The 25,051-nt window shown below is 70.9% G+C and carries 19 protein-coding genes; 16 read left to right on the forward strand and 3 right to left on the reverse strand.

Annotated elements, in window-relative coordinates:
* Nucleotides 1-317 precede the first annotated feature (317 nt).
* The 13 genes from uvrC (at nucleotide 318) to ACFY3C_RS15170 (ending at nucleotide 16,875) form a co-directional block, all read left to right on the forward strand.
* A complete protein-coding gene (gene uvrC / locus ACFY3C_RS15110) occupies nucleotides 318-2,405 on the forward strand; it encodes an excinuclease ABC subunit UvrC (RefSeq protein WP_390771025.1) in 2,088 nt (695 codons plus the stop codon).
* Nucleotides 2,402-3,391: an RNase adapter RapZ gene (rapZ, locus tag ACFY3C_RS15115; RefSeq protein WP_386574098.1), complete on the forward strand. Its 990-nt coding sequence runs from the start codon at nucleotides 2,402-2,404 to the stop codon at nucleotides 3,389-3,391. Before uvrC ends, rapZ begins: the two co-directional genes overlap by 4 nt.
* Complete coding sequence (gene yvcK / locus ACFY3C_RS15120; RefSeq protein WP_386574097.1) at nucleotides 3,388-4,482, forward strand: uridine diphosphate-N-acetylglucosamine-binding protein YvcK; 1,095 nt, start codon at nucleotides 3,388-3,390, stop codon at nucleotides 4,480-4,482. Before rapZ ends, yvcK begins: the two co-directional genes overlap by 4 nt.
* Nucleotides 4,473-5,462 carry a DNA-binding protein WhiA gene (whiA, locus tag ACFY3C_RS15125; RefSeq protein ID WP_071381536.1) on the forward strand — a complete coding sequence of 330 codons (990 nt, stop codon included), beginning with the start codon at nucleotides 4,473-4,475 and terminating at the stop codon, nucleotides 5,460-5,462. Before yvcK ends, whiA begins: the two co-directional genes overlap by 10 nt.
* Nucleotides 5,463-5,614: 152 nt before the next feature.
* Nucleotides 5,615-8,569, forward strand: a complete 2,955-nt coding sequence (locus ACFY3C_RS15130; RefSeq protein WP_390771026.1) for a M14 family zinc carboxypeptidase — start codon at nucleotides 5,615-5,617, stop codon at nucleotides 8,567-8,569.
* A gap of 319 nt (nucleotides 8,570-8,888) precedes the next feature.
* Complete coding sequence (gene gap / locus ACFY3C_RS15135) at nucleotides 8,889-9,896, forward strand: type I glyceraldehyde-3-phosphate dehydrogenase (RefSeq protein WP_386574095.1); 1,008 nt, start codon at nucleotides 8,889-8,891, stop codon at nucleotides 9,894-9,896.
* Nucleotides 9,897-10,043: 147 nt separating this feature from the next.
* Nucleotides 10,044-11,255, forward strand: a complete 1,212-nt coding sequence (locus tag ACFY3C_RS15140; RefSeq protein ID WP_390771027.1) for a phosphoglycerate kinase — start codon at nucleotides 10,044-10,046, stop codon at nucleotides 11,253-11,255.
* 6 nt (nucleotides 11,256-11,261) lie between these two features.
* Nucleotides 11,262-12,038, forward strand: coding sequence for a triose-phosphate isomerase (gene tpiA, locus ACFY3C_RS15145; RefSeq protein ID WP_386574092.1), 777 nt, complete (start codon nucleotides 11,262-11,264; stop codon nucleotides 12,036-12,038).
* Nucleotides 12,039-12,134: 96 nt separating this feature from the next.
* Nucleotides 12,135-12,371 carry a preprotein translocase subunit SecG gene (secG, locus tag ACFY3C_RS15150; protein WP_389185540.1) on the forward strand — a complete coding sequence of 79 codons (237 nt, stop codon included), beginning with the start codon at nucleotides 12,135-12,137 and terminating at the stop codon, nucleotides 12,369-12,371.
* Between the two features lie 257 nt (nucleotides 12,372-12,628).
* Complete coding sequence (locus ACFY3C_RS15155) at nucleotides 12,629-12,916, forward strand: RNA polymerase-binding protein RbpA (protein WP_007448238.1); 288 nt, start codon at nucleotides 12,629-12,631, stop codon at nucleotides 12,914-12,916.
* A gap of 122 nt (nucleotides 12,917-13,038) precedes the next feature.
* A complete protein-coding gene (locus tag ACFY3C_RS15160) occupies nucleotides 13,039-14,301 on the forward strand; it encodes an MFS transporter (RefSeq protein WP_390771028.1) in 1,263 nt (420 codons plus the stop codon).
* Nucleotides 14,302-14,376: 75 nt separating this feature from the next.
* Complete coding sequence (gene pgi / locus ACFY3C_RS15165; protein WP_390771029.1) at nucleotides 14,377-16,029, forward strand: glucose-6-phosphate isomerase; 1,653 nt, start codon at nucleotides 14,377-14,379, stop codon at nucleotides 16,027-16,029.
* A gap of 90 nt (nucleotides 16,030-16,119) precedes the next feature.
* Nucleotides 16,120-16,875: a DsbA family protein gene (locus tag ACFY3C_RS15170; RefSeq protein WP_390771030.1), complete on the forward strand. Its 756-nt coding sequence runs from the start codon at nucleotides 16,120-16,122 to the stop codon at nucleotides 16,873-16,875.
* A gap of 33 nt (nucleotides 16,876-16,908) precedes the next feature.
* On the opposite strand, the gene ACFY3C_RS15175 is transcribed toward ACFY3C_RS15170, so the two are convergent.
* From ACFY3C_RS15175 to ACFY3C_RS15185, 3 genes are read right to left on the reverse strand one after another with little or no spacing between them, the layout of a single operon-like run.
* Nucleotides 16,909-19,191, reverse strand: coding sequence for an FtsX-like permease family protein (locus ACFY3C_RS15175; protein ID WP_390771031.1), 2,283 nt, complete (start codon nucleotides 19,189-19,191; stop codon nucleotides 16,909-16,911).
* Nucleotides 19,192-19,226: 35 nt separating this feature from the next.
* Complete coding sequence (locus ACFY3C_RS15180; RefSeq protein ID WP_389185526.1) at nucleotides 19,227-19,976, reverse strand: ABC transporter ATP-binding protein; 750 nt, start codon at nucleotides 19,974-19,976, stop codon at nucleotides 19,227-19,229.
* Nucleotides 19,973-20,488, reverse strand: a complete 516-nt coding sequence (locus ACFY3C_RS15185) for a PadR family transcriptional regulator (protein ID WP_386574082.1) — start codon at nucleotides 20,486-20,488, stop codon at nucleotides 19,973-19,975. Before ACFY3C_RS15185 ends, ACFY3C_RS15180 begins: the two co-directional genes overlap by 4 nt.
* A gap of 129 nt (nucleotides 20,489-20,617) precedes the next feature.
* On the opposite strand from ACFY3C_RS15185, the gene ACFY3C_RS15190 reads away from it, so the two are divergent.
* The 3 genes from ACFY3C_RS15190 (at nucleotide 20,618) to ACFY3C_RS15200 (ending at nucleotide 25,046) form a co-directional block, all read left to right on the forward strand.
* Nucleotides 20,618-21,883, forward strand: a complete 1,266-nt coding sequence (locus ACFY3C_RS15190; protein WP_390771032.1) for an ABC transporter substrate-binding protein — start codon at nucleotides 20,618-20,620, stop codon at nucleotides 21,881-21,883.
* Between the two features lie 131 nt (nucleotides 21,884-22,014).
* Nucleotides 22,015-23,682 carry a glycoside hydrolase family 13 protein gene (locus ACFY3C_RS15195; RefSeq protein ID WP_386574079.1) on the forward strand — a complete coding sequence of 556 codons (1,668 nt, stop codon included), beginning with the start codon at nucleotides 22,015-22,017 and terminating at the stop codon, nucleotides 23,680-23,682.
* Between the two features lie 38 nt (nucleotides 23,683-23,720).
* Nucleotides 23,721-25,046, forward strand: coding sequence for an ABC transporter substrate-binding protein (locus tag ACFY3C_RS15200; protein ID WP_390771033.1), 1,326 nt, complete (start codon nucleotides 23,721-23,723; stop codon nucleotides 25,044-25,046).
* Nucleotides 25,047-25,051 lie beyond the last annotated feature (5 nt).

Below are 25,051 nucleotides of genomic sequence, written 5' to 3' on the forward strand. Positions count from 1 at the left end.
GCCGGCGTGCACGGCCCCGAGTTCCCCCGCATTGAAGCGTGTTGACCAGACCCCGACAACACCTCGGACCCGGTCACGGCGTTCTCCTGGCCGAGCCGCACCTCCTACGCATGCGGGCCGAGGCCGCCACGGGCCGCAGGAGGGCAGCCCGGGTGCCCTGCCGGCAGGTTCGCAGGGGTCGGCATGGCCGGAAATGCAGCCCTCGGGGGCAGTGCGGCGAGGGACCGCACCGATCGGGGCTGACCGGGGGATCCGCGCCGGTGGGCGTTGTCCACAGGCGCGACGCGGTGTCGGTGCTCGCCAGTAGGGTGTGAGACATGGCCGACCCCTCCAGCTACCGCCCCAGGCCGGGTGAGATCCCGGACTCCCCGGGGGTGTACAGGTTCCGTGACGAGCACCGCCGGGTGATCTACGTCGGAAAGGCGAAGAGCCTGCGTCAGCGCCTGGCGAACTACTTCCAGGACCTGGCGAACCTGCACCCGCGCACCCGGACGATGGTGACCACCGCCGCGTCCGTGGAGTGGACCGTGGTGTCCACGGAGGTCGAGGCGCTGCAGCTGGAGTACTCCTGGATCAAGGAGTACGACCCCCGGTTCAACGTCAAGTACCGCGACGACAAGAGCTACCCGTACCTCGCGGTGACGATGAACGAGGAGTTCCCGCGCGTCCAGGTGATGCGCGGTCACAAGAAGAAGGGCGTCAGGTACTTCGGTCCGTACGGCCACGCCTGGGCCATCCGGGACACCGTCGACCTGCTGCTGCGGGTCTTCCCGGTGCGCACCTGCTCGGCCGGCGTCTTCAAGAACGCCTCCCGCACCGGCCGCCCCTGCCTGCTCGGCTACATCGGCAAGTGCTCCGCCCCCTGCGTCGGCCGGATCGCCCCCGAGGACCACCGGGATCTGGCCGAGGAGTTCTGCGACTTCATGGCGGGCCGCACCGGCACCTACCTCCGCCGTCTGGAGAAGCAGATGATGGAGGCGGCCGAGGAGATGGAGTACGAGCGGGCCGCCCGCCTGCGCGACGACATCGAGGCCCTGAAGAAGGCCATGGAGAAGAACGCGGTCGTGCTCGCCGACGCGACCGACGCGGACCTCATGGCCGTCGCCGAGGACGAGCTGGAGGCGGCCGTACAGATCTTCCACGTGCGCGGCGGCCGGGTGCGCGGCCAGCGCGGCTGGGTGACCGACAAGGTCGAGGAGGTCACCACCAGTGCCCTCGTCGAGCACGCCCTGCAGCAGCTGTACGGCGAGGAGACCGGGGACGCCGTTCCCAAGGAGGTCCTGGTCCCGGCCCTGCCCGAGCCGGTCGAGCCGGTCCAGGAGTGGCTGACCGGCCGTCGCGGGTCGAACGTCTCGCTGCGCATCCCGCAGCGCGGCGACAAGAAGGCGCTCATGGAGACCGTGGAGCGCAACGCCCAGCAGGCCCTCGCCCTGCACAAGACCAAGCGCGCCTCCGACCTGACGACGCGCTCCCGGGCGCTGGAGGAGATCGCCGACGCCCTCGACCTGGACAGCGCCCCGCTGCGGATCGAGTGCTATGACATCTCCCACCTGCAGGGAGACGACGTGGTCGCCTCCATGGTCGTGTTCGAGGACGGCCTGCAGCGCAAGAGCGAGTACCGCCGCTTCCAGATCAAGGGCTTCGCCGGCCAGGACGACGTTCGCTCGATGCACGAGGTCATCACCCGCCGCTTCCGGCGTTATCTCGCCGAGAAGGAGAAGACGGGGGAGTGGGCCGAAGGCGAGGAAGCACTCACCGACGGTGAGCCGGTCCTCGGCGAGGGCGATCCCCTCACCAGCTCCCTCAAGGACGACGACGGCCGCCCCAGGAAGTTCGCCTATCCGCCGCAGCTCGTCGTGGTCGACGGCGGGCAGCCGCAGGTCGCGGCGGCCCGGCGGGCGCTGGACGAGCTGGGCATCGACGACATCGCCGTGTGCGGCCTCGCCAAGCGCCTGGAGGAGGTCTGGGTGCCCGGTGACGACGACCCGGTGGTCCTGCCCCGTTCCAGCGAGGGCCTCTATCTGCTCCAGCGTGTCCGCGACGAGGCGCACCGCTTCGCGATCACCTACCAGCGCGCCAAACGCGCCAAACGCTTCCGCGCCGGTCCCCTGGACGACGTGCCCGGCCTCGGCGAGACCCGTAAACAGGCGCTCATCAAGCATTTCGGTTCGGTGAAGAAGCTGCGGTCCGCCACAATCGAGCAGATCCAGGAGGTGCCCGGGATAGGCCGGAAGACGGCCGAGACCATCGCAGTGGCCCTCGCCCAGGCGGCTCCGGCCGCACCCGCCGTGAACACGGCGACCGGAGAGATCATTGATGACGAGGAACCCGATACGACGGCGGTTTCCTCGGGGGAGCCCGTGTCCGCGGGTCTCCCGGACGAACGACGGGGGCAGGAGAGATGACCGAGCACGACGCACAGCCCGCAGCGGACCGAGATCAGGCGGCCGCGGGGGAGCCGCAGCAGGCGGCTCAGGAAAACGGAGCACAGGTGAGTACGGATGCCACGCCGGCCGGGGCGCCCGAAGCGGCCATCCCCGAGCTGGTGATCATCTCCGGCATGTCCGGAGCGGGCCGGTCGACGGCCGCGAAGTGTCTGGAGGACCTCGGCTGGTTCGTCGTGGACAACCTCCCGCCCGCCCTGATCCCCACCATGGTGGAGCTGGGTGCCCGCTCGCAGGGCAACGTGGCGCGGATCGCGGTCGTCGTCGACGTCCGCGGGCGGAGGTTCTTCGACAACCTGCGCGAGTCCCTCGCCGACCTCGACAGCAGGGGCGTCACGCGCCGGATCGTCTTCCTGGAGTCCTCGGACGACGCCCTGGTGCGCCGCTTCGAGTCGGTGCGCCGCCCGCACCCCCTCCAGGGCGACGGCCGGATCGTCGACGGCATCGCCGCCGAGCGCGAGCTGCTGCGCGAGCTGCGCGGCGACGCGGACCTGGTGATCGACACCTCCAGCCTCAACGTGCACGAGCTGCGCGCCAAGATGGACGCCCAGTTCGCGGGCGAGGAGGAGCCCGAGCTGCGGGCGACCGTGATGTCCTTCGGCTTCAAGTACGGCCTGCCGGTCGACGCCGACCTGGTCGCGGACATGCGGTTCCTGCCCAACCCGCACTGGGTCCCGGAGCTGCGCCCGTACACCGGCCTCAACGAGGAGGTCGCCGCCTATGTCTTCAACCAGCCCGGCGCCAAGGAGTTCCTCGACCGCTACGCCGAGCTGCTGCGGCTCGTCGCGGCCGGGTACCGGCGCGAGGGCAAGCGGTATGTGACCATCGCGATCGGCTGCACCGGCGGCAAGCACCGCTCGGTCGCGATGTCGGAGAAGCTCGCCGCACGTCTCGCGGCCGAGGGCGTGGAGACGGTGCTCGTACACCGGGACATGGGACGGGAATGACGGAACGTACACCGCGGCTGAGCAGGCTGCGCCGGGTGGTGCCGGAGGGCCGTTCGAGCCGTGCCGCGACCGACGCGCGGGCGGCTCGCCCCGTCGAGGTCCGCGGCGGCCGGGTCCGCCGGCGCGGCGCCCAGCCCAAGGTCGTCGCCCTCGGTGGCGGCATGGGCCTGTCCGCCTCGCTCGCCGCGCTGCGCCGGATCACCGGCGACCTCACCGCCGTCGTCACGGTGGCCGACGACGGCGGCTCCAGCGGCCGCTTGCGCGACGAGCTGGGGGTGCTTCCCCCGGGTGATCTGCGCAAGGCCCTGGCCGCGCTGTGCGGGGACGACGACTGGGGCCAGACCTGGGCCCGGGTCATCCAGCACCGCTTCCAGTCCCAGGGCGAGATGCACGGCCACGCGGTCGGCAACCTGCTGATCGTGGCCCTGTGGGAGCAGCTCGGCGACCATGTCCAGGCCCTGGACCTGGTCGGGAAGCTGCTCGGCGCGCACGGCCGCGTGCTGCCCATGTCCGCCGTGCCGCTGGAGCTGCAGGCCCTGGTCAAGGGGCACGACCCGGAGCGCCCGGACGAGGTCGACACCGTGCGCGGGCAGGCGACCGTCGCCCTCACCCCCGGTGAGGTGCAGTCCGTGCACCTCGTGCCGCACGACCCGCCCGCCGTCCCCGAGGCCGTCGCGGCCGTTCTGGACGCGGACTGGGTGGTGCTCGGCCCCGGTTCCTGGTTCTCCTCGGTCATCCCGCACCTGCTCGTCCCGGAGCTGCTGGACGCCCTCACCGAGACCAAGGCGCGCAGGGTCCTGTCCCTGAACCTCGCCCCGCAGCCCGGAGAAACCGAGGGCTTCTCCCCGCAGCGTCATTTGGAGGTTTTGGGGCGACACGCCCCTAAACTCGCCCTGGACGTGGTGCTGGCCGACGAGGCCGCGGTGCCCGACCGCGACTCGCTCACCGAGGCCGCCAAGCGGCTGGGAGCCGCGGTCGAGCTGGCGCCGGTGGCCCGGACCGACGGCAGCCCCCGGCACGACCCGGAGCTGCTGGCCGCCGCGTACGACCGTATTTTTCGGATGCATGGAAGGATCGGCCCATGGCGATGACGGCAGCGGTGAAGGACGAGATCTCCCGGCTCCCCGTCACCCGGACCTGCTGCAGGAAGGCGGAGGTCTCCGCCATTCTGCGGTTCGCCGGCGGCCTCCACCTGGTGAGCGGGCGCATCGTGATCGAGGCGGAGCTGGACACCGCGATGGCGGCCCGCCGGCTCAAGCGGGACATCCTGGAGATCTTCGGCCACAGTTCGGAACTGATCGTGATGGCGCCCGGCGGCCTGCGCCGCGGCTCGCGCTACGTGGTGCGCGTGGTCGCGGGCGGCGACCAGCTGGCCCGCCAGACCGGCCTGGTCGACGGCCGGGGCCGCCCGATCCGCGGCCTGCCCCCGCAGGTGGTCTCCGGGGCCACCTGTGACGCGGAGGCGGCCTGGCGCGGGGCCTTCCTGGCGCACGGCTCGCTGACCGAGCCCGGCCGCTCCTCCTCCTTGGAGGTGACCTGCCCGGGCCCGGAGGCCGCGCTCGCGCTGGTGGGCGCCGCACGCCGGCTGTCCATCGCGGCGAAGGCCCGCGAGGTGCGCGGGGTGGACCGGGTCGTCGTACGCGACGGTGACGCGATCGGTGCCCTGCTGACCCGGCTCGGTGCGCACGAGTCCGTGCTGGCCTGGGAGGAGCGCCGGATGCGGCGCGAGGTGCGGGCCACCGCCAACCGGCTCGCCAACTTCGACGACGCCAACCTGCGCCGCTCGGCCCGCGCCGCTGTGGCCGCTGGTGCCCGTGTCCAGCGCGCCCTGGAGATCCTCGGCGACGAGGTGCCCGAGCATCTCGCGGCCGCCGGCCGGCTGCGCATGGAGCACAAGCAGGCCTCCCTGGAGGAGCTGGGTGCTCTCGCCGACCCGCCGCTGACCAAGGACGCGGTCGCCGGCCGGATCCGCCGTCTGCTGGCGATGGCCGACAAGCGCGCCGCCGACCTGGGCATCCCGAGCACGGAGGCCAACCTCAGCGAGGAGCTGGCGGACAACCTGGCGGGCTGACCCGAAACACCGTCAACTCGCCGGTGCCGACGTCCATTCGGGTGGTCGGCACCGGCGTTTGTGTGTCCGTGAGGCGCCCTTGACTCGATCATGATGTGACATGAGCCTGGCAACCTGTTCGCCGCTGTGGCGGACCACCGGTAGGGGGGTTCATGAGACCCAGAGCGAGATCGATCCTCGCTGTCGGCGCGCTCCTGATCGGGGGAGCGAGCCTTGCACCCATCGCCCAGGCGCAGAGCGGAAGTCCAGGCCCGTCCGACCCCGACGCGGTCAAGGTCTTCCGAGCGGACGTCACCCAGAAGCAGATTCCCCTGCTCCTCAAGGCCGGGCAGGACGGCCAGGAACTCGGCGAGCAGGTGGCCGGGCACGGGAAGACCACCGTCGAGGTCTACCTCACCGACAAGCAGGCCAGGAAGCTCGAGGAGCAGGGCGTCCGGCTCACCGAGCACGCCCTCACGGCCAGGGCCGAGGCACGCGTCGAGGGCGCCGCCCAAGGCGTGTTCCGGCCCTACGGCGGGAGCGGAGGCCTGGAGCAGGAGATCGTCCGGACCGGGCAGGACCACCCCGGTCTCACCAAGGTCGAGTCCATCGGCAAGACGATCGACGGCCAGGACATCCTCGCGCTCAAGCTGACCAGGAACGCGCAGAAGTCGAAGGACGGCTCCAAGCCGGCCGTGCTGTACATGTCCAACCAGCACGCGCGCGAGTGGATCACGCCGGAGATGACCCGGCGTCTGATGCACTACTACCTGGACAACTACAGGACGGACCGGCGCATCAAGAAGATCGTCGACGCCACCGAGCTGTGGTTCGTCCTGTCGGCCAACCCCGACGGCTACGACTACACGTTCAAGGACTCCACCACCCGCCTGTGGCGCAAGAACCTGCGGGACGTCAACGGCGACGGCGCCATCAGCACGGGTGACGGCGTGGACCTCAACCGCAACTTCCCCTACAAGTGGGGCTACGACGACGAGGGTTCGTCCCCGAACCCCACCAGCCAGACCTACCGCGGCGCGAGCCCCGAGTCCGAGCCGGAGACCAAGGCCCTCGACGCCTTCGAGAAGCGCATCGGATTCACGTACGGCATCAACTACCACTCCGCCGCCGAACTCCTCCTCTACGGCGTCGGCTGGCAGGTCGCCACGCCCACCCCGGACGACGTGCTCTACAAGGCGCTCGCCGGCACGCCCGACAACCCGGCGATCCCGGGCTACCGCTCGCAGGTCTCCTCGGAGCTGTACACCACCAACGGCGAAGCGGACGGCCACGCCTCGAACGTCAACGGCATGGCGATGTTCACCCCCGAGATGTCGACCTGTCAGACCGCGTCGAACCTCGACCCGAACGACGCCTGGAAGGCGTCCGACTGCCAGTCGGTCTTCAACTTCCCCGACGACGAGAAGCTGATCCGGCAGGAGTTCGAGAAGAACGTCCCGTTCGCGCTCTCCGTCGCCGAGACCGCAGCCCACCCCGACCGGCCGGTCTCCTCGGTCGGCCTGAGCGCCGCCGACTTCACCCCGGCCGCGTTCTCCACGTCGTATGCGCGGGGCGCGGACCAGGAGGTCTCGGTCGTCGTCCGCAAGGCCGTGCGCGACAAGGAGCTCAAGTACCGCGTCAACGGCGGCCGTACGTGGGACCGGACGCTCAGGCACTGGAAGGGCGGCGAGACCTACGGCGGCGAGGACGACCTCTACTTCGACGAGTACCGGGCCAAGGTCCGAGGCGGCGAACCGGGCGACAAGGTCGAGGTGTGGTTCACCGGTGAGACGAGGAGCGGCAAGAAGGTCTCCAGCTCCCACTTCACCTACACCGTCGCCGAGCGGCCCAGGGCCGACACCCTCGTCGTCGCCGAGGAGGGCGCGGCCGCCACGCAGGCGCAGGCGTACGTGGACGCGCTGAAGGCGGCCGGGCACCGGGCGATCGTCTGGGACGTCGCCACCCGGGGCGCGCCCGACGCGCTCGGCGTGCTCGGGCACTTCAGGACCGTCGTGCACTACTCGGGTGCCAACGGCCCGGGCAACGCCACCCAGCTCCAGCTGCGCGCCTACCTCAACGAGGGCGGCCGGCTGATCGAGGCCGGCGAGCTGGCCGGCGGCAGCGTCGACCTCGGCGGCGGCACCCTCTCGGACGACTTCAGCCAGTACTACCTGGGCGCCTACAGTCGTACGTCGACCAAGGGAGCCACCGCCTTCACCGGCTCCGGCGGCCTCGACGGCTACACCGGCGCCCTCGGTGACGTGCCCGGCAACCCGCTCGACAAGGCCGGCACCTACGGCGTCACCTCGGACGAACTGCCCGCCGCCACGTACCCGCAGTTCAAGAGCGCGGGTGCGGGCCGGTTCGCCGGGACCGTCAGCCCGTACGGCCCGTACTCCGGCTCCTACATGGCCGCGGCCCTGCACACCGACGACGCCTACAAGCGCCTCACCCGCACCATCGACCTCACCGGGGTCACCGCCGCCGACCAGCCGGCCCTGCGCACCCGGCTGTTGTGGGACACCGAGCCCGGCTACGACCACGCGGTCGTCGAGGCCCACACCGTGGGCGCCGACGACTGGACGGCCCTCCCGGAGGCCGGCGGCGCCACGAAGACGGCCGTACCGGCCGAGTGCGGGGCCGGGTTCCTGATCGGGGAGCACCCCTGGCTCAGGCACTACCTCACGCTCGCGGACAACGCCTGCACCGCGACCGGCACCACCGGCTCGTGGCACAGCCTCACCGGCAGCTCCGGCGGCTGGCAGCAGGTGAGCTTCGACCTGAGCGCGTACGCCGGCAAGTCCGTCGAGATCTCGGTCAGCTACATCACCGACCCGGGCAGCGGCGGACACGGCGTCCTCGTCGACGACGCCTCGCTCGTGGCCGGCGGCGCGGCGAAGGAGACCGAGGGCTTCGAGTCGTCCCTGGGTGCCTGGAAGGCGGCCGGACCGCCTGCGGGCAGCCCGGCGGTCCTGAAGGACTGGACGCGCACCGGAACGCTCTTCCAGACGTACGGAGCGGTCACCACCGCGGACACCGTTCTGCTCGGCTTCGGTCTGGAACAGGTGCCGTCGGCGGCCGACCGGGCGGCCCTGCTGAGGAAGGCGTTCGGTTCGCTCGACAGATGAGACAGCCGTATTCAACATGTGAGCGGGACCCCCACTCAACGGTGCGCGAAAACGGCACCCATCAGGTGAGCCGACCCGCTCACGAACGAGTGAAAAGGGCGCCAACAGGCGGCGGCATTACGTAACAAAGAGCGGCAAAACGACCGCCGATCCGAGGTGGTCCGTACCCTACTGGCCGGTACGGACCGCCTGCCCTTTTATGCGGCATCTCGATGTCACCGCGGGGCCCCCAGAGGGGTAGGGTCGGGGGTGGTCGGGGACATCCCAAATACAGCTCGCCGGCACCGCATGGCCGGCGTACCAACGAGGAGATCGGTTCGTGACGATCCGCGTAGGCATCAACGGCTTCGGCCGTATCGGGCGTAACTACTTCCGCGCACTGCTGGAGCAGGGTGCCGACATCGAGGTTGTGGCTGTCAACGACCTGGGTGACACCGCGACCACCGCTCACCTGCTGAAGTACGACACCATCCTGGGCCGTCTGAAGCAGGAGGTGTCCCACACCGCCGACACCATCACCGTCGACGGTCACACCATCAAGGTGCTCTCCGAGCGCAACCCGGCCGACATCCCCTGGGGCGAGCTGGGCGTCGACATCGTCATCGAGTCGACCGGCATCTTCACCAAGAAGGACGACGCCGCGAAGCACATCACCGGCGGCGCCAAGAAGGTCCTCATCTCGGCTCCGGCCTCCGGCGAGGACATCACCATCGTGATGGGCGTCAACCAGGACAAGTACGACCCGGCGAACCACCACGTCATCTCCAACGCCTCCTGCACCACCAACTGTGTGGCGCCGATGGCGAAGGTCCTCGACGAGAACTTCGGCATCGTCAAGGGTCTGATGACCACGGTGCACGCGTACACGAACGACCAGCGCATCCTCGACTTCCCGCACAAGGACCTGCGCCGCGCCCGTGCCGCCGCCGAGAACATCATCCCGACCACCACCGGTGCCGCCAAGGCCACCGCCCTGGTCCTCCCGCAGCTCAAGGGCAAGCTGGACGGCATCGCCATGCGCGTCCCGGTCCCCACCGGCTCGGTCACCGACCTCGTCCTGGAGCTCGGCCGCGAGGTCACCAAGGAAGAGATCAACGCCGCCTTCCAGAAGGCCGCCGAGGGCGAGCTCAAGGGCATCCTGGAGTACACCGAGGACCCGATCGTCTCCTCCGACATCGTCAACGCCCCGGCGTCCTGCACGTTCGACTCGTCCCTGACCATGGTCCAGGACGGCAAGAACGTGAAGGTCATCGGTTGGTACGACAACGAGTGGGGCTACTCCAACCGCCTCGTGGACCTGACGGTCTTCGTCGGCAACCAGCTCTGATCGGCCGCAGCAGGCCGCTGATGCGTCACGCAGGGCTCGGGCAGCGCACCGTCGCGCTGCCCGAGCCCTGACGCGCGTGCAGGCCGCCCCGGCCGACCTGCGAAGATCGGCCCTCGTAGGAACAAGAGCCCTCAGGAGTCCCCTCTCATGAAGACCATCGACGAACTTCTCTCCGCGGGCGTGGACGGCAAGCGGGTCTTCGTCCGTGCCGACCTCAACGTCCCGCTCGCCGACGGCGTCATCACCGACGACGGCCGCATCCGCGCCGTCCTGCCCACCGTCAAGGCCCTCGCCGAGGCGGGCGCCAAGGTGGTCGTCGCCTCGCACCTGGGCCGTCCCAAGGGCGCCCCCGATCCCGCCTTCTCGCTGCTGCCCGCCGCCGAGCGGCTCGGTGAACTCCTCGGCGCGCCGGTCGCGTTCGCCCAGGACACCGTCGGCCCCGCCGCCCACGACGCCGTGAACGGCCTGCAGCCCGGCCAGGTCGCGGTCATCGAGAACCTGCGCTTCAACGCCGGCGAGACCTCCAAGGACGACACCGAGCGCGGCGAGTTCGCCGACCGGCTCGCGGCCCTCGCCGACGTCTACGTCGGTGACGGTTTCGGTGCGGTGCATCGCAAGCACGCCTCGGTCTACGACCTCCCGGCCCGCCTGCCGCACTACGCCGGCTACCTGATCGCCACCGAGGTCGGCGTGCTGAAGAAGCTCACCGAGGACGTCGAGCGCCCCTACGTCGTGGCGCTCGGCGGCGCCAAGGTCTCCGACAAGCTCGCCGTCATCGACGAGCTGCTCGGCAAGGCCGACCGCCTCCTCATCGGCGGCGGCATGGCCTACACCTTCCTCAAGGCCAAGGGCTACGAGGTCGGCATCTCCCTCCTCCAGGAGGACCAGGTCCCGGCCGTCACCGAGTACATGGAGCGTGCTCAGAAGCAGGGCGTCGAGCTGCTGCTCCCCGTGGACGTCGTGGTCTCCCGGGAGTTCCCGGACCTGAAGGCCAAGGCTCCCACCGAGAACACCGTGGTCGACGCGGACAAGATCCCCGCCGACCAGGAGGGGCTGGACATCGGCCCCAAGACCCGAGAGCTGTACGCCTCGAAGCTCGCCGACGCCCGGACCGTGTTCTGGAACGGTCCCATGGGTGTCTTCGAGCACCCCGACTACGCCGAGGGCACCAAGGCGGTCGCCCAGGCCCTCGTGGAATCCGACGGCTTCAGCGTCGTCGGTGGCGGCGACTCCGCCGCGGCCGTGCGTACGCTCGGCTTCGACGAGAACGCATTCGGCCACATCTCGACCGGTGGCGGCGCCTCCCTCGAATACCTCGAGGGCAAGACGCTCCCCGGCCTCGCCGCACTGGAGGACTGACCCCTTATGAGCACGCGCACGCCGATCATGGCGGGCAACTGGAAGATGAACCTCAACCACCTCGAGGCCATCGCGCACGTCCAGAAGCTCGCCTTCGCCCTGGCCGACAAGGACTACGAGGCCGTCGAGGTCGCCGTCCTGGCGCCCTTCACCGACCTGCGCTCCGTGCAGACCCTGGTCGACGGCGACAAGCTCAAGATCAAGTACGGCGCCCAGGACCTCTCGGCGCACGACTCCGGCGCCTACACGGGCGAGATCTCGGGCCCGATGCTGGCCAAGCTGAAGTGCACCTACGTGGCCATCGGGCACTCCGAGCGCCGCCAGTACCACAACGAGACCGACGAGGTCGTGAACGCCAAGGTCAAGGCCGCCTACAAGCACGGCCTGACCCCGATCATGTGCGTCGGCGAGGAGCTGGACGTCCGCGAGGCGGGCAACCATGTCACCCACACCCTCGCCCAGGTCGAGGGCGGTCTGAAGGACCTCCCGGCCGAGCAGGCCGAGACCATCGTGATCGCCTACGAGCCCGTCTGGGCCATCGGTACCGGCAAGGTCTGCGGCGCCGAGGACGCCCAGGAGGTCTGCGCCGCCATCCGCGCCAAGATCGCCGAGCTGTACTCCCAGGAGCTGGCCGACCAGGTCCGCATCCAGTACGGCGGCTCCGTGAAGTCCGGCAACGTCGCCGAGATCATGGCGCAGGCCGACATCGACGGCGCCCTGGTGGGCGGTGCCTCGCTGGACGCCGACGAGTTCGTCAAGATCGTGCGCTTCCGCGACCAGTGAGTATGCGCTAGACGCGATCCGTCGTACCCTGGCGGGGGCACAGCCGTGGTGCTGTGTCCCCGTCGTTCATCCGAATCCGAGGAAGTTGGTCCAGCCGTGGTTTTGGGGTTCTCGATCGCCCTGATCGTCTTCAGCCTGCTGCTGATGCTGCTGGTGCTGATGCACAAGGGGAAGGGCGGCGGCCTCTCCGACATGTTCGGTGGCGGCATGCAGTCGTCCGTCGGCGGCTCCTCGGTCGCCGAGCGCAACCTCGACCGCATCACCATCGTGATCGGTCTGCTCTGGTTCGCGTGCATCGTCGTCCTCGGCATCCTGATGAAGACGACCAGCTGATCAGCGTCTCGCAAGCACATACATTCCGTACGTAAGGCCCCATGTTCGGTACGCGCTCCTGAGCGCGGCCTATCATGGGGCTTGCGTCTAGGTGTGGGGGCTGTAACTCCAATCACTGGACGCGCGTTGGGCCTTACGTAGACTGAGGCGCTCGCGGCGAAGCGGAACGCCGACTCGCTTCGCGGCACCATCACGCAGGGAGTTACACCGTGGCAAGTGGCAACGCGATCCGAGGAAGTCGGGTCGGGGCGGGGCCGATGGGCGAGGCCGAGCGCGGCGAGTCCGCGCCGCGTCTGCGCATCTCCTTCTGGTGCTCCAACGGGCACGAGACGCAGCCGAGCTTCGCCAGCGACGCACAGGTGCCCGAGACCTGGGACTGCCCGCGCTGCGGCTTCCCGGCCGGCCAGGACCGGGACAACCCGCCGGACCCGCCGCGCACCGAGCCGTACAAGACGCACCTCGCGTACGTACGGGAGCGGCGCAGCGATGCGGACGGCGAGGCGATCCTCGCGGAGGCGCTCGCGAAACTGCGCGGCGAGATCTAGGACTTGTCATCGGCCGGGTGCCCCACGGTGCCTGGCCGAAGCCGTTCCTCCCCGCACGTCCGGCCGACTGTCAGTGGCACCCCCTACGGTTTGTGTGAAGGCGTGAACCGCGAGGGGGAGTTGTGACGGGGGTCGGGGGAGCGGAGCCAGGTGCGCTCGCGTGGCGCGGGGGATTCGGGCGGCTGTGGAGTGCCGCGGTGCTCTCCAGCTTCGGTGACGCGCTGCGTACGGCCGCGCTGCCACTGCTGGCCGCCGCACTGACCGACAAGCCCCTGCTCATCACCTCGGTCACCGCCTGCGGCTATCTGCCCTGGATCGTCTTCGGGCTGCTCGGCGGCGCCGTCGCCGACCGGGTGGACCAGCGGCGGGCCATGTGGACGGTGGACGCGCTGCGCGGCCTGCTGGTCGCGGGATTCGCGGTGGCCGTCGCGCTGGGGCAGGCCTCGATCGGCCTGCTGATCCTGCTGGCCTTCACCCTGACCACGCTCCAGACGCTGTTCGACAACGCGTCCACGGCCCTGCTGCCCGCCCTGGTGGAGACCGAGGCCCTCGGCAGCGCGAACGCCCGGCTGATGACCGGACAGCGGATCGCCGGCGGACTGCTCGGCGCGTCGGCCGTGCCGCTGCTGATCGCCGCCGGGGCAGCCCTCCCCTTCGCCGTCGACGCGGCCACGTTCCTGGTGGCCGCCGCCCTGGTCGGCACCCTCCCGGTCACCCGGCGGGCGGCCGGCCCCGGGGGCGGCACCCTGCGCCGGGACATCGCGGACGGATGGCGCACACTGTGGCGCGACGGCGCCCTGCGCGGACTCTGTGCCGCCACCGCCCTGTGCAACATCGGCATGGGCGCACTGCTCGCCACCCTGGTCGTCCTGGTCACCGGCTGGCTGGACGCGGGACCTGCCGGATTCGCGGCAGCGGGCACCGCCGTCACCCTGGGCAACCTGGCCGGAGGGCTGGTGAACGGCCGGCTGGTGGACCGCCTCGGCCGGACGGGCTCCGTCCTGCTCGCCGGCGCGGTGCAGACCGGGTCGCTCGTCGTCATGGGCACCGTGCGCAGCCTGGCCGTGCTGGTGGGGGCGCTCGCCGTCTTCGGGGTCATGGGCATGGTGTGGAACGTCAACACGACGACCCTGATGCAGGAGCGCAGCCCCGCCGAACTGCTCGGCCGGGTCGCCGCGGCCTTCCGGACCCTGGCCTGCGCCGGAGTGCCCCTGGGCGCCCTGCTGGGCGGCGCCGTCGCGACCGCCTGGGGCCGCAACACCCCGCCGCTGCTCACGGCCGGTTTCTTCGTCCTCGCCGTCATCGCGCTGATACCCGCGCGTAAGCCGGACGTACCTGTTGTTGCCCCGCAGGACGGCGCCGCAGCAGCTCAGGGCACCCACTGATCAACTAGGTTGGAACCGGCAGCGGGGCACGGTACGCAACAGGACAGGTTGCAGGAAAGAAGGCTGAAGTCGGATATGAACGCAGACGGACGTACCAGGCTCAACCAGACGCCCGAGTGGACCGCTCTCACCAAGCACCGGGAGGAGCTGGCCGACACCCATCTGCGCGAGCTGTTCGCCGCCGATCCGGGGCGTGGCGCCGGATACACCCTGCAGGTCGGCGACCTGTACATCGACTACTCGAAGCACCTGGTCACCGACGAGACGCTGCGGCTGCTGCGTGAGCTGGCCGCCGCGACGGACGTCTTCGGCCTCAGGGACGCCATGTTCCGCGGCGAGAAGATCAACGTCACCGAGAACCGGGCGGTGCTGCACACCGCGCTGCGCGCTCCGCGGGACGCGGTGATCGAGGTCGACGGGGAGAACGTCGTCCCGGCCGTGCACGCCGTGCTGGACAGGATGAGCGACTTCGCCGCGCGCGTGCGTTCGGGCGCGTGGACGGGGCACACCGGCAAGCGCATCAAGAACGTGATCAACGTCGGCATCGGCGGCTCCGACCTGGGTCCCGCGATGGCCTACGAGGTGCTGCGCAGCTTCACCGACCGCGACCTCACCGTCCGCTTCGTCTCCAACGTGGACGGCGCCGACCTGCACGAGGCCACCCGCGACCTGGACCCGGCCGAGACGCTGTTCATCATCGCCTCCAAGACCTTCACCACCATCGAGACGATCACCAACGCGACCTCGGCCCGGAAGTGGCTGCTGGACGCGCTCGGTGCCGAGTCCGCGGTGGCCAAGCACTTCGTGGCCCTGTCGACCAACGCCGAGAAGGTCGCCGAGTTCGGCATCGACACGGCCAACATGTTCGAGTTCTGGGACTGGGTCGGCGGGCGCTACTCGTACGACTCCGCGATCGGCCTGTCCCTGATGATCGCCATCGGGCCCGACCGATTCCGGGAGATGCTCGGCGGCTTCCGCCTGGTCGACGACCACTTCCGCACCGCGCCCGCCGAGTCCAACGTGCCGCTGCTCCTGGGCCTGTTGGGCATCTGGTACGACAACTTCCACGACGCCCAGTCGCACGCGGTGCTGCCGTACAGCCACTACCTGTCCAAGTTCACGGCGTACCTGCAGCAGCTGGACATGGAGTCCAACGGCAAGTACGTGGCGCGGGACGGCAAGAGGGTCGAGTGGCAGACCGGCCCGGTGGTCTGGGGTACGCCCGGCACCAACGGACAGCACGCCTATTACCAGTTGATCCACCAGGGCACCAAGCTGATCCCGGCGGACTTCGTCGGCTTCGCCGAGCCGGTCGCCGAGCTGAGCGGTGAACTCAAGGCCCAGCACGACCTGTTGATGGCCAACTTCTTCGCCCAGACCCAGGCCCTCGCCTTCGGCAAGACGGCCGAGGAGGTCCGTGCGGAGGGCGTGCCCGAGGAGCTGGTCCCGCACAAGACGTTCCCGGGCAACCGGCCGACGACCACGATCCTCGCGCGCGAACTGACCCCGTCGGTGCTCGGCCAGCTCGTCGCGCTCTACGAGCACAAGGTGTTCGTCCAGGGCGCCGTCTGGAACATCGACTCCTTCGACCAGTGGGGCGTGGAACTGGGCAAGGTCCTCGCCAAGCGCGTCGAGCCGGCCCTGACCGAGGGCGCTGAGGTCCCCGGCCTGGACGCCTCCACGAAGGCCCTGGTCGCCAAGTACCGGGAGCTGCGCGGCCGGAGCTGACCCATCGCCCGAGTGCTGCCGCGGACGATTCTCCTGTGCGTTTTCTGTGCGCGTCCCCTAGGGTTCCCCTGGATTCAGGGGAGGACATGCGTGAGACGCAGGGGGTTCGCCGCGGCAGTCGCGGTGGCCGTGCTGGGAGTGTCGGCGGTGGGCTGCGGCAGCAGACACCAGCAGCCGGAGGCGGAGAGCAGTGGGCCCGCGGTCATGGCGGAGACCAAGCCGGCCTATTCCGGACTGGAAGCCGTGCCGGAGCGGCTGGAGGCGGACGGGACGACCATCACCGTCGGTGACCCGCACGCCAGGGTGACCGTGCACCTCTACGAGGATCCGCGGTGCCCGGTGTGCGAGGAGTTCGAAAGAACCGGGGGAGCCCCGAAACTGCGCGAGGCCATGATCCGGCGGGGGGCGAAGACCGAGTACACCCTCGCCTCCTTCCTGGACGACCGGCTCGGCGGCAACGGCTCCAAGAAGGCGGTCAACGCCCTGCGGGCCGCGCTGGACGCGGGCAAGTTCGCCGAGTACCACGACCTGCTGTATGCCAACCAGCCCGCCGAGAGCGTCGACGGATTCACCGACGCCTATCTGCTCAAGTTGGCAGGGCGGATCCCCGGGCTGCGCGGCAAGGCGTTCGACTCGGCCGTCACAACCATGAAGTACCGCTCGTTCGTGACCGCCGCCCAGAAGGCGTACGTACGCGCGGGCGGGACCCAGGATCCGCAGGGACCGGGCACCCCCACCGCCGAGATCAACGACGTACGCGTCCCGCCGGAGAGCAACGGTGTGCTGTTCGATCCGGACGTGTTCGGCCTGCTGCTGTTGAAGTTCGGGGCGGGGCCGGGGAAGTAGCAGGACGCCGGTTCCGGGCCTGCGGAACCGGGCTCAGGCCACCGCGCTCAGCGTGTCCGCCAGGCGGCGGCGGGCCGCCCGGGCCGCGGGGAGGGCGGCCAGGGCCGCGGCTCCCAGTACGGCGCCCGCGTCCAGCAGGAGCAGCAGGCCGGGCGAGGGCGACTGGGCGATGCCGGCGCCGATGCCGTTGGAGCTGCCCTGGGCGTCGATCAGCCGGTGCGCCAGCGGCAGCCCCAGGGCCGTACCGGCGAGGACCGCGGCCAGGGCCGTGCAGGTCGTCGCCGTGACGGTGATCGCGGTGATCTGCCTGGGGGACATGCCGATCGCCCGGAGGGCGAGCATGTCGCGCTCGCCCTCCCGGACGCTTCCGCCGATCGCGGTGAGCAACTCGACGAGCCCGATGAGGGCGAGCACGGCGATCAGCCCGGCGACGACCGCGCGCAGCGGGGACAGCCCGTCGGCCGGGTTGGTCACGGCGTGCACGTCCAGGTGCCCGTTTCCGGCTGTGGCCAGGGCGGAGGCGACCTGATGCGGGTCGGCGCCCGGGCGCAGCCGCAGCTGGTAGAAGGCCGGGGACAGCCGCGGGTCGTTCTCGCGCAGGGTGTCCAGGGAGGTCGTCACGACCCGGCCGGCGTTCTGCGGTTCGATGCTGCGGCCCACGATGTGCAGGATCTGCGGCTGCTCGCCCAGCGTCATCCGCACCCAGTCGCCGACCCGTACATGCAGCAGATCCAGCAGGCCCTGGCCGGCCACGGCCTCGTCCGGTCCGTGCGCGGCCCGGCCCTCGGCGAGGGTGTAGGGGTAGGGCTGCGAGCGCGTGCCGAGGCCGCGCAGGGCGATCGTCCCGGTCTGACCGGGGACCAGCGCGGCGAGTTCGACGCCCGGGTAGGCGGCGGTGACCTGGTGGTTCGCCGCCAGCAGGGCCCGTACGTCCGGGTCGCTCAGGTCGCCGTCCGAGCGGAGGGTGAGCGCCGTCGGCAGGCCCACCCGTTCCGGGCTGCTGTGGAAGCGGTCGATGGTGGTCCATGCGCTGAGCGCCACCACGATCAGCAGCAGCGGCAGCGTCAGCCGGGCCACGCCGGCCAGCGACCGGCCGCGGCCGGCGAACGCCTTGTGGCAGCCCAGGACCAGCGCGGCCGGCAGCCGCAGCCCCAGGGCACGGCGGGCCAGGCCGGTCAGCCGGCCGCCCGCCGGAGCCGACGGGCGGGGCACCGGCACCGGAGGCACCCGGCCCGCCCGCCAGGCCGCGAGCCCCGTGGTCAGGCCGATGAACAGCACCGCCGCCACGGGCACCGCGGACAGCGCCACGGTGTGCCCCGGCAACCCCTGCCACACGCCCACCGCGTCGCCGAGCCGCCCCGGGACCCGGGTGCCGAGACTCTCGGTCACCGCGGCCGCGGCCACCGCACCCAGCGCGGCGTACGCCAGATGCTGGAGCAGGAAGATCCGTACGACCTGGCCCGGCGTGAAGCCGATCGCCTTCAGCACCGAGATGTCCCGCAGATGGCCCCGGATGCGGGTGCCGATCGCCCCGTGCACCGCGAATCCCGCGGCGACCAGGGCGCCGAGTCCGAACAGGCCGAGCACCTGGCCGAGGAGCCGGTTCTCGCCCTGTGCGTCGGCCCGCGCCTGCTGCCAGGTGGAGACCTCGCCGACCGCGCCCGCGCCCAGCACGGTGACGGCGCGCTGCACCGCGTAGTCCGTGTCGGAAGGGTCCTTCAGGCGCAGCCCGGTCACCTGGCCGCCGGGGGCGCGCACGGCGGACGGCAGCGCCCAGACGAGCCCCGGCTGGGCGCCCGGGCTGTAGCCGGGCTCCGCGCTGTCGGCGATGCCCTCGACGGTGAGCGTGCGGGCGGTGCCGGGGAGCGTGAGGGTGTCGCCGGGCTCGGCCAGCAGGGCCCGGGCCAGCCGGGTCTCCAGGACCACGCCGTCCGGCTGCGCCGGGTCCAGCCACTGGCCGGCGGTGAGCAGCGGGCGCCCGACGGAGGGCAGCTGCGGGGTGCCGCGCAGCTCCACGGCGGCGCGGGTGCCGCGGGAGGCGACGGTGGCGGCCTCGGTCCGGTAGGGGCCGGCGACGGACTCGACGCCGTCCAGCCGGGCGAGCCGCCAGGCGTCGGCGGAGGCGGCCGTGTGGATCCAGACGTGAGCCCCGCGCGCCTGGGTGAAGGTCCGCTGCCACGGGTTGGTGGCGTAGCCGAAGAGGGCGGCGGCCAGCAGCAGCGAGGCGACGATGCCGGCGGTGGCGAGCGTGATGAACAGCGCCTCGCCGCGGTGCGTGCGCAGATCGGAGTGGGCCCAGCGCAGGGTGGCTCGCACGGCTCAGTCCCCGGCCCCGGGCAGTCGGCGCGCCATCAGTCCCTCAGCTCCAGCACACCCGAGGTCCCGGGCTTGCGGGACGGGGCGGCGTCCAGTGCGGCGTCGTCGGCTATGCGGCCGTCGAAGAAGCTGATCACCCGGTCGGCGGCGCTGGCCAGCCGGGCGTCGTGGGTGACCAGCACGATGGTCTGGCCGCGCCCGTGGAAGCGGGACAGCAGCCGCATCACCTCACGGGTGCCCTTGCTGTCGAGGCTGCCGGCGGGCTCGTCCGCGAGCAGCAGCGGCGGGTGGTTGACCAGGGCGCGGGCGAGCGCGACCCGCTGCTGCTCGCCGCCGGACAGCTCGCCCGGCATGCTGCGCTCCTTGCCCTGCAGACCCAGCTCGGAAAGGAGCGTCTCGCGCTCCGCCCGGGCCCGCTTCGGCGGGACGCCGGCGAGCAGGGCGGGCAGCTCGACGTTGTCGGCGACCGACAGGTTCGACACCAGGTTGAAGAACTGGAAGACGATCCCGATGGCCTTCCTGCGCTCCACCGCCCAGCGCGCCTCGCTGAAGGAGTCCGTGCACCGGCCGTCGAGCCAGATGCTGCCCTCGTCCGGCCGCTGCAGGCCGCCGAGCAGGTGCAGCAGCGTGGACTTGCCGGCGCCGGACGGTCCGGTGATCGCCACGAACTCGCCCCGTTCGACGCTCAGGTCGACCCCGCGGACGGCACGCGCGGGCGCGCCCTCGCCGTGGTGGGTCTTCACCAGACCTTCGGCGCGCAGCACAGGAGCGTGGGCGTCGCTCACTCCAGCTCCTCCAGTTCCTCCTGGCACCGCTCCAGCCAGTCGAGGTCGGCCTGCAGGTGCAGCATCGCGCCCTCTATGAGCAGATGGGCGATTCGGTTGTCCCGGTTCTCGGCCGCGGCCAGCTTCGACAGGTTGCGCATGGTGTTGAGGTACTGGCGCCGCTGCTTGTTGATGAGGGCGATCTGCTCGACGAGACCGGTCTGCGGGGCGAGCGCGAGCTTCATGAAGAACTCGTCCCGGACCCGCGGCTCGTCCTCGGTCTCCTCGAACCAGGCGTGCAGCGCCTCCCGCCCGGCGTCGGTGAGGTGGTAGACCTTCTTGTTGGGCCGGCTGGCCTGCTCGACGTCCTCGCCCTCGATCAGTCCCGACTTCTCGAGGCGGCCGAGGGTCACGTAGATCTGGCCGACGTTCGGCTGAGGGTACGCGGAGCCCAGCAGTTGCTCAAGGTCCTGCTTCAGCTCGTAGCCGTGGGCCGGGCCACGTGCCAGGAGTGCCAGGAGGGCAAGGCGCACTCGTGCTCTCCTCCTGTCTGCTCAATGTGCTCCAGGCCCTAGTATCGCCCATACCTAACAGGTATACATGGCCTCTGACCGTCGGGCGAGGGTGCCCGTGGCCGGGTGTACGTGTTCAGGGAGGAACCTATGCGGTGGATGCGCGCCGCCGGTAGGGGGCTCCTTGTTCTGGCCGTGGTCCTGTCCGGGTACACGGCCTCCGGCGCGCAGGCCGACGAGGGTGACCGGACCGGTCCGCTCACCCTGGCCACCGCCGGTGACCTCACCGGCTACCTCGGTCCGCTCCTTGCGGGCTGGAACCGTACGCATCCCGCGGAGAAGGTCACCCTCGTCGAGCTGCCGGACTCCGCCGACGAGACCCACGCGCAGATGACCACCGACCTGCGCGGCGGCGACCGGGGCCGGTTCGACGTGCTCAACATCGACGTCAACTGGACCTCGGAGTTCGCGGCCGCCGGCTGGATCCGCCCGCTGCCGCGCGACCGCTTCCCGCTGAAGAGCTTCCTGCGGCCGGTCGTGGACACGGCCACGTACGACGGGCGGCTGTACGCCGTGCCGTACGTCACCAACGCCGGGCTGCTGCTGTACCGCAAGGACGTCCTCGCCAAGGAAGGCGTGCCGCCGCCGCGCACCTGGGCCGAGCTGGAGCACGACGCGAAGACCATCGCGCCGAAGTACGGCCTGGACGGCTACGCGGGCCAGCTCCTGCCCTACGAGGGCCTGACCGTCAACGCGGCCGAGGCCGTGTACTCGGCGGGCGGCTCCATCCTCGGCGACGAGGGCACCCGCGTGACCGTCGACTCGGACGCGGCCCGCGAGGGCATCGGCTTCCTCGCCCGCGGTCTGCGCGAGGGCTGGATCCCGAAGGCGGCGCTGACGTACAAGGAAGAGGAGTCCAAGCAGGCCTTCCAGGACGGCCGGCTGCTCTTCCTGCGCAACTGGCCCTACGCCTACGCCGTGGCCTCGGCCAGGGGCTCCAAGGTCGCCGGCCGGATCGGCGCCGTACCGCTGCCCGGGCCCGACGGGCCGGGCAAGAGCGTCCTCGGCGGCTCCAATCTGGCGGTCAACACCCATGCCCGGCACCCCGACTCGGCCGCGCGCCTGATCGCGTACCTCACCAGCGAGGGCGTCCAGCGCCAGGTGCTCACCCGGGGCTCACTGCCTCCCGTGCGCGCCGCGCTCTACGAAGACCCCGCGCTGGTACGGAAGTTCCCCTATCTGCCGACCCTGCGCACGGCCGTCCTCACGGCCGCTCCGCGCCCCAAGAGCCCGCACTACGACCAGGTCAGCCTGGTGGTGCAGGCGGTCGTGCAGGACGCGCTGACCGGGCACGAGACGCCTGCGGCCGCGGTGCGCCGACTCGCGCGCGAGCTGGCCGCCGTCTCCAGCCGCTAGTTACTTGTTAGGTAACGCGGACATCTCATCTGGCTTCAGAGTGCCCCGGTAAGTCCGTATTTGTTACCCCAACTCCCCAGTAGCCTTCGTTCTTTTCATTGACACCCTCGCGACACGTCTACCTAACATGAATGCATAACTGCTGCCCTTCACAGAGACAGGCCACAGGGTTGAACAGGCATCATTGGTGGCGTGACGCGGTGATCTACCAGGTCTACGTCCGCAGCTTCCTCGACAGCACCGGCGACGGCATCGGCGATCTGGCCGGAGTCCGCGCGGGACTGCCGTACCTGAAGAAGCTCGGCGTCGACGGGATCTGGCTGAGCCCCTTCTACCCCTCGCCCCAGCACGACCACGGCTACGACGTCGCCGACTACTGCGGCGTCGACCCGCTCTTCGGCGACCTCGCCGAGTTCGACCTGCTCATGGCGGCCGCCCGGCGGCTCGGCGTCAGGGTGCTCCTGGACATCGTCCCCAACCACTGCTCCAGCGAGCACCCGTGGTTCCGCGAGGCCCTCGCCGCCGAGCCCGGCAGCCCGGCCCGCGCCCGCTTCCACTTCGCCGACGGCCGCGGTCCGGACGGCAGCGAGCCGCCCAACAACTGGCACGCCATGTTCGGCGGCCCGGCCTGGACCCGGGTCACGGACGCGGACGGCCGCCCGGGCCAGTGGTACCTGCACATGTTCACGCCCGAACAGCCCGACTGGAACTGGCGCAACCCCGAGATCCCCGCCGAGTTCGACCGCGTCCTGCGCTTCTGGCTGGACCGCGGCGTGGACGGCTTCCGCATCGACGTCGCCGCCGGCCTCTACAAGCACCCCGAACTGCCCGACTCCGACGACCCGGAGGCCGACGCCCGCACCCGCGACTCGGTCAACCCGCTCGCCTGGAACCAGCCCGAGGTGCACGACGTGTGGCGGCACTGGCGCGCGGTGTGCGAGGAGTACACGGCACACGACGGACGCGAGCGGCTGCTGGTCGGCGAGGTCTCGGTCCCCACCGCCCGCGAACACGCCCAGTACGTCCGCCCGGACGAACTCCACCAGGCCTTCTTCTTCGACCTGCTCGGCGCGGCCTGGGACGCCGACGCCTTCCGCAAGGTCGTCTCCGAGGCCATGCAGGACATAGCCGGCACGGGCTCGACGGTCACCTGGGTCCTCAACAACCACGACCAGGTACGCACCGTCACCCGCTACGGCGAACCCGCCACCGAAGGCAGCGGACTCGGGGCCGCCCGCGCCCGCGCCGCCGCGCTGCTGATGCTGGCGCTGCCCGGAGCCGCGTACATCTACCAGGGCGAGGAACTGGGTCTGCCCGAGGTCGTCGACCTGCCCGACGACGTGCTCACCGACCCGATCTTCCGCCGCACCGGAAGCCGCGCCCGCATCCGCGACGGCTGCCGGGTGCCCCTGCCCTGGTCCGGGCAGGCCTCCCCGTTCGGCTTCACCTCCGGCGCCGAGAGCGCCAAGCCCTGGCTGCCGCAGCCGTCGTACTTCGCCGAGTACGCCACCGACCGCGCTCTCGCCGACACCCGCTCCTTCTGGCACCTGTACCGCGACGGCCTTCAACTCCGCGCCTCGCTGCCCCAGTTGGGCGAGGGTGCGCTGCGCTGGCTGGACACCCCGCCGGGCGTCCTCGCCTTCGTCCGCGGCGACGGCCTCGTCTGCGCCGTCAACTTCGGTACGTCCCCCACGCCCGCGCCGGTCTCCGGCACCCCCCTGTTGTCCAGCGGTCCCTGTCCGGCCGGGGTACTGCCCGGCTCGACGGCCGCCTGGTGGCTGAGCGACTCCGACCTCTGATCCTCCGTCAACTCACACCCCTCGAAGGGACATCAACGATGATGCGACGCCGTACCACCCTGCTCACCAGCTGCACCGCCCTCGCCCTGGCCCTCGGCGCGACCGCCTGCGGCGGCGGCCCGGTCACCGCGGGAGGTGGCGACAAGGCGCTCAGCGGCCAGACGGTCACCGTGGCCGGCGTCTGGTCCGGCAGCGAGCAGAAGAACTTCCAGAAGGTGCTCGACGCGTTCACCGCGAAGACCGGCGCCAAGACGCAGTTCGTCTCCACCGGCGACAACGTCTCCACGGTCGTCGGCAGCAAGATCGAGGGCGGCAACGCGCCCGACGTCGTGATGGTCCCGCAGGTGGGCGTGCTCCAGCAGTTCGCGAAGCAGGGCTGGCTCAAGCCCCTGTCCCCGACCGCCGAGCAGACGGTCGACGCCGACTTCGCCCCCGTGTGGAAGAAGTACGGCAGCGTCGGCGGCAGCCTCTACGGCCTCTACTTCAAGGCCGCCCACAAGTCGACGGTCTGGTACAGCCCCGACGCCCTCGCCCAGGCCGGCGTCAAGCCGCCCAAGACCTACGACCAGATGCTCAAGGCCGGGCACACCGTCTCCGACTCCGGGCTCTCGGCCTTCGCCGTCGCAGGTCAGGACGGCTGGACGCTCACCGACTGGTTCGAGAACATCTACCTCTCCCAGGCCGGACCCGAGAAGTACGACGCCCTCGCCGCCCACAAGCTGAAGTGGACGGACGCCTCGGTCGTCAAGGCGCTCACCACGCTCGGCAAGCTCTTCAAGGACAAGCAGCTGATCGCGGGCGGCCAGAAGGGGGCGCTGAACACCGACTTCCCCAGCTCGGTCGAGAAGGTCTTCGGGCCCAAGCCCGAGGCCGGCCTGGTCTACGAGGGCGACTTCGTCGCCGGGGTCGCCCACGACCAGTTCCAGAAGACCATCGGCAAGGACGCGAACTTCTTCCCGTTCCCGGCGGTCGGCGGCGGCACGGCACCGGTGGTCAGCGGCGGCGACGCGGCCGTCGTCCTCAAGGACGGCAAGAACGCCAAGGCCGGCATGAAGCTCCTGGAGTACCTGGCCACCCCGGAGGCGGCGGCCGTGTGGGCGAAGGCGGGCGGCTTCCTGTCCCCGAACAAGAAGCTCGACCTCGCCTCCTACAGCGACGACGTCACCCGGGCCACCGCCAGGTCCCTCGTCTCGGCCGGGGACTCGGTCCGCTTCGACATGTCCGACCAGGCACCGGCCGCCTTCGGCGGCACCAAGGGCGCCGGCGAGTGGAAGCTGCTCCAGGACTTCCTGCGCGACCCCTCCGACCCGAAGGGCACCGCGGCGAAGCTCGAGTCCGCGGCGGCCAAGGCCTACCAGGGCTGAGCGGA

This window comes from Streptomyces sp. NPDC001410 (assembly GCF_042895235.1).
Lineage (GTDB): Bacteria > Actinomycetota > Actinomycetes > Streptomycetales > Streptomycetaceae > Streptomyces.

Coding starts and splice junctions, on each gene's coding strand:
- tpiA (WP_386574092.1), top strand. CDS start 11,262: ATGAGCACGCGCACGCCGATCATGGCGGGCAACTGGAAGATGAACCTC.
- yvcK (WP_386574097.1), top strand. CDS start 3,388: ATGACGGAACGTACACCGCGGCTGAGCAGGCTGCGCCGGGTGGTGCCG.
- ACFY3C_RS15195 (WP_386574079.1), top strand. CDS start 22,015: ATGCATAACTGCTGCCCTTCACAGAGACAGGCCACAGGGTTGAACAGG.
- ACFY3C_RS15130 (WP_390771026.1), top strand. CDS start 5,615: ATGAGACCCAGAGCGAGATCGATCCTCGCTGTCGGCGCGCTCCTGATC.
- ACFY3C_RS15200 (WP_390771033.1), top strand. CDS start 23,721: ATGATGCGACGCCGTACCACCCTGCTCACCAGCTGCACCGCCCTCGCC.
- pgi (WP_390771029.1), top strand. CDS start 14,377: ATGAACGCAGACGGACGTACCAGGCTCAACCAGACGCCCGAGTGGACC.
- ACFY3C_RS15190 (WP_390771032.1), top strand. CDS start 20,618: ATGCGGTGGATGCGCGCCGCCGGTAGGGGGCTCCTTGTTCTGGCCGTG.
- rapZ (WP_386574098.1), top strand. CDS start 2,402: ATGACCGAGCACGACGCACAGCCCGCAGCGGACCGAGATCAGGCGGCC.
- ACFY3C_RS15155 (WP_007448238.1), top strand. CDS start 12,629: ATGGGCGAGGCCGAGCGCGGCGAGTCCGCGCCGCGTCTGCGCATCTCC.
- whiA (WP_071381536.1), top strand. CDS start 4,473: ATGGCGATGACGGCAGCGGTGAAGGACGAGATCTCCCGGCTCCCCGTC.
- uvrC (WP_390771025.1), top strand. CDS start 318: ATGGCCGACCCCTCCAGCTACCGCCCCAGGCCGGGTGAGATCCCGGAC.
- ACFY3C_RS15140 (WP_390771027.1), top strand. CDS start 10,044: ATGAAGACCATCGACGAACTTCTCTCCGCGGGCGTGGACGGCAAGCGG.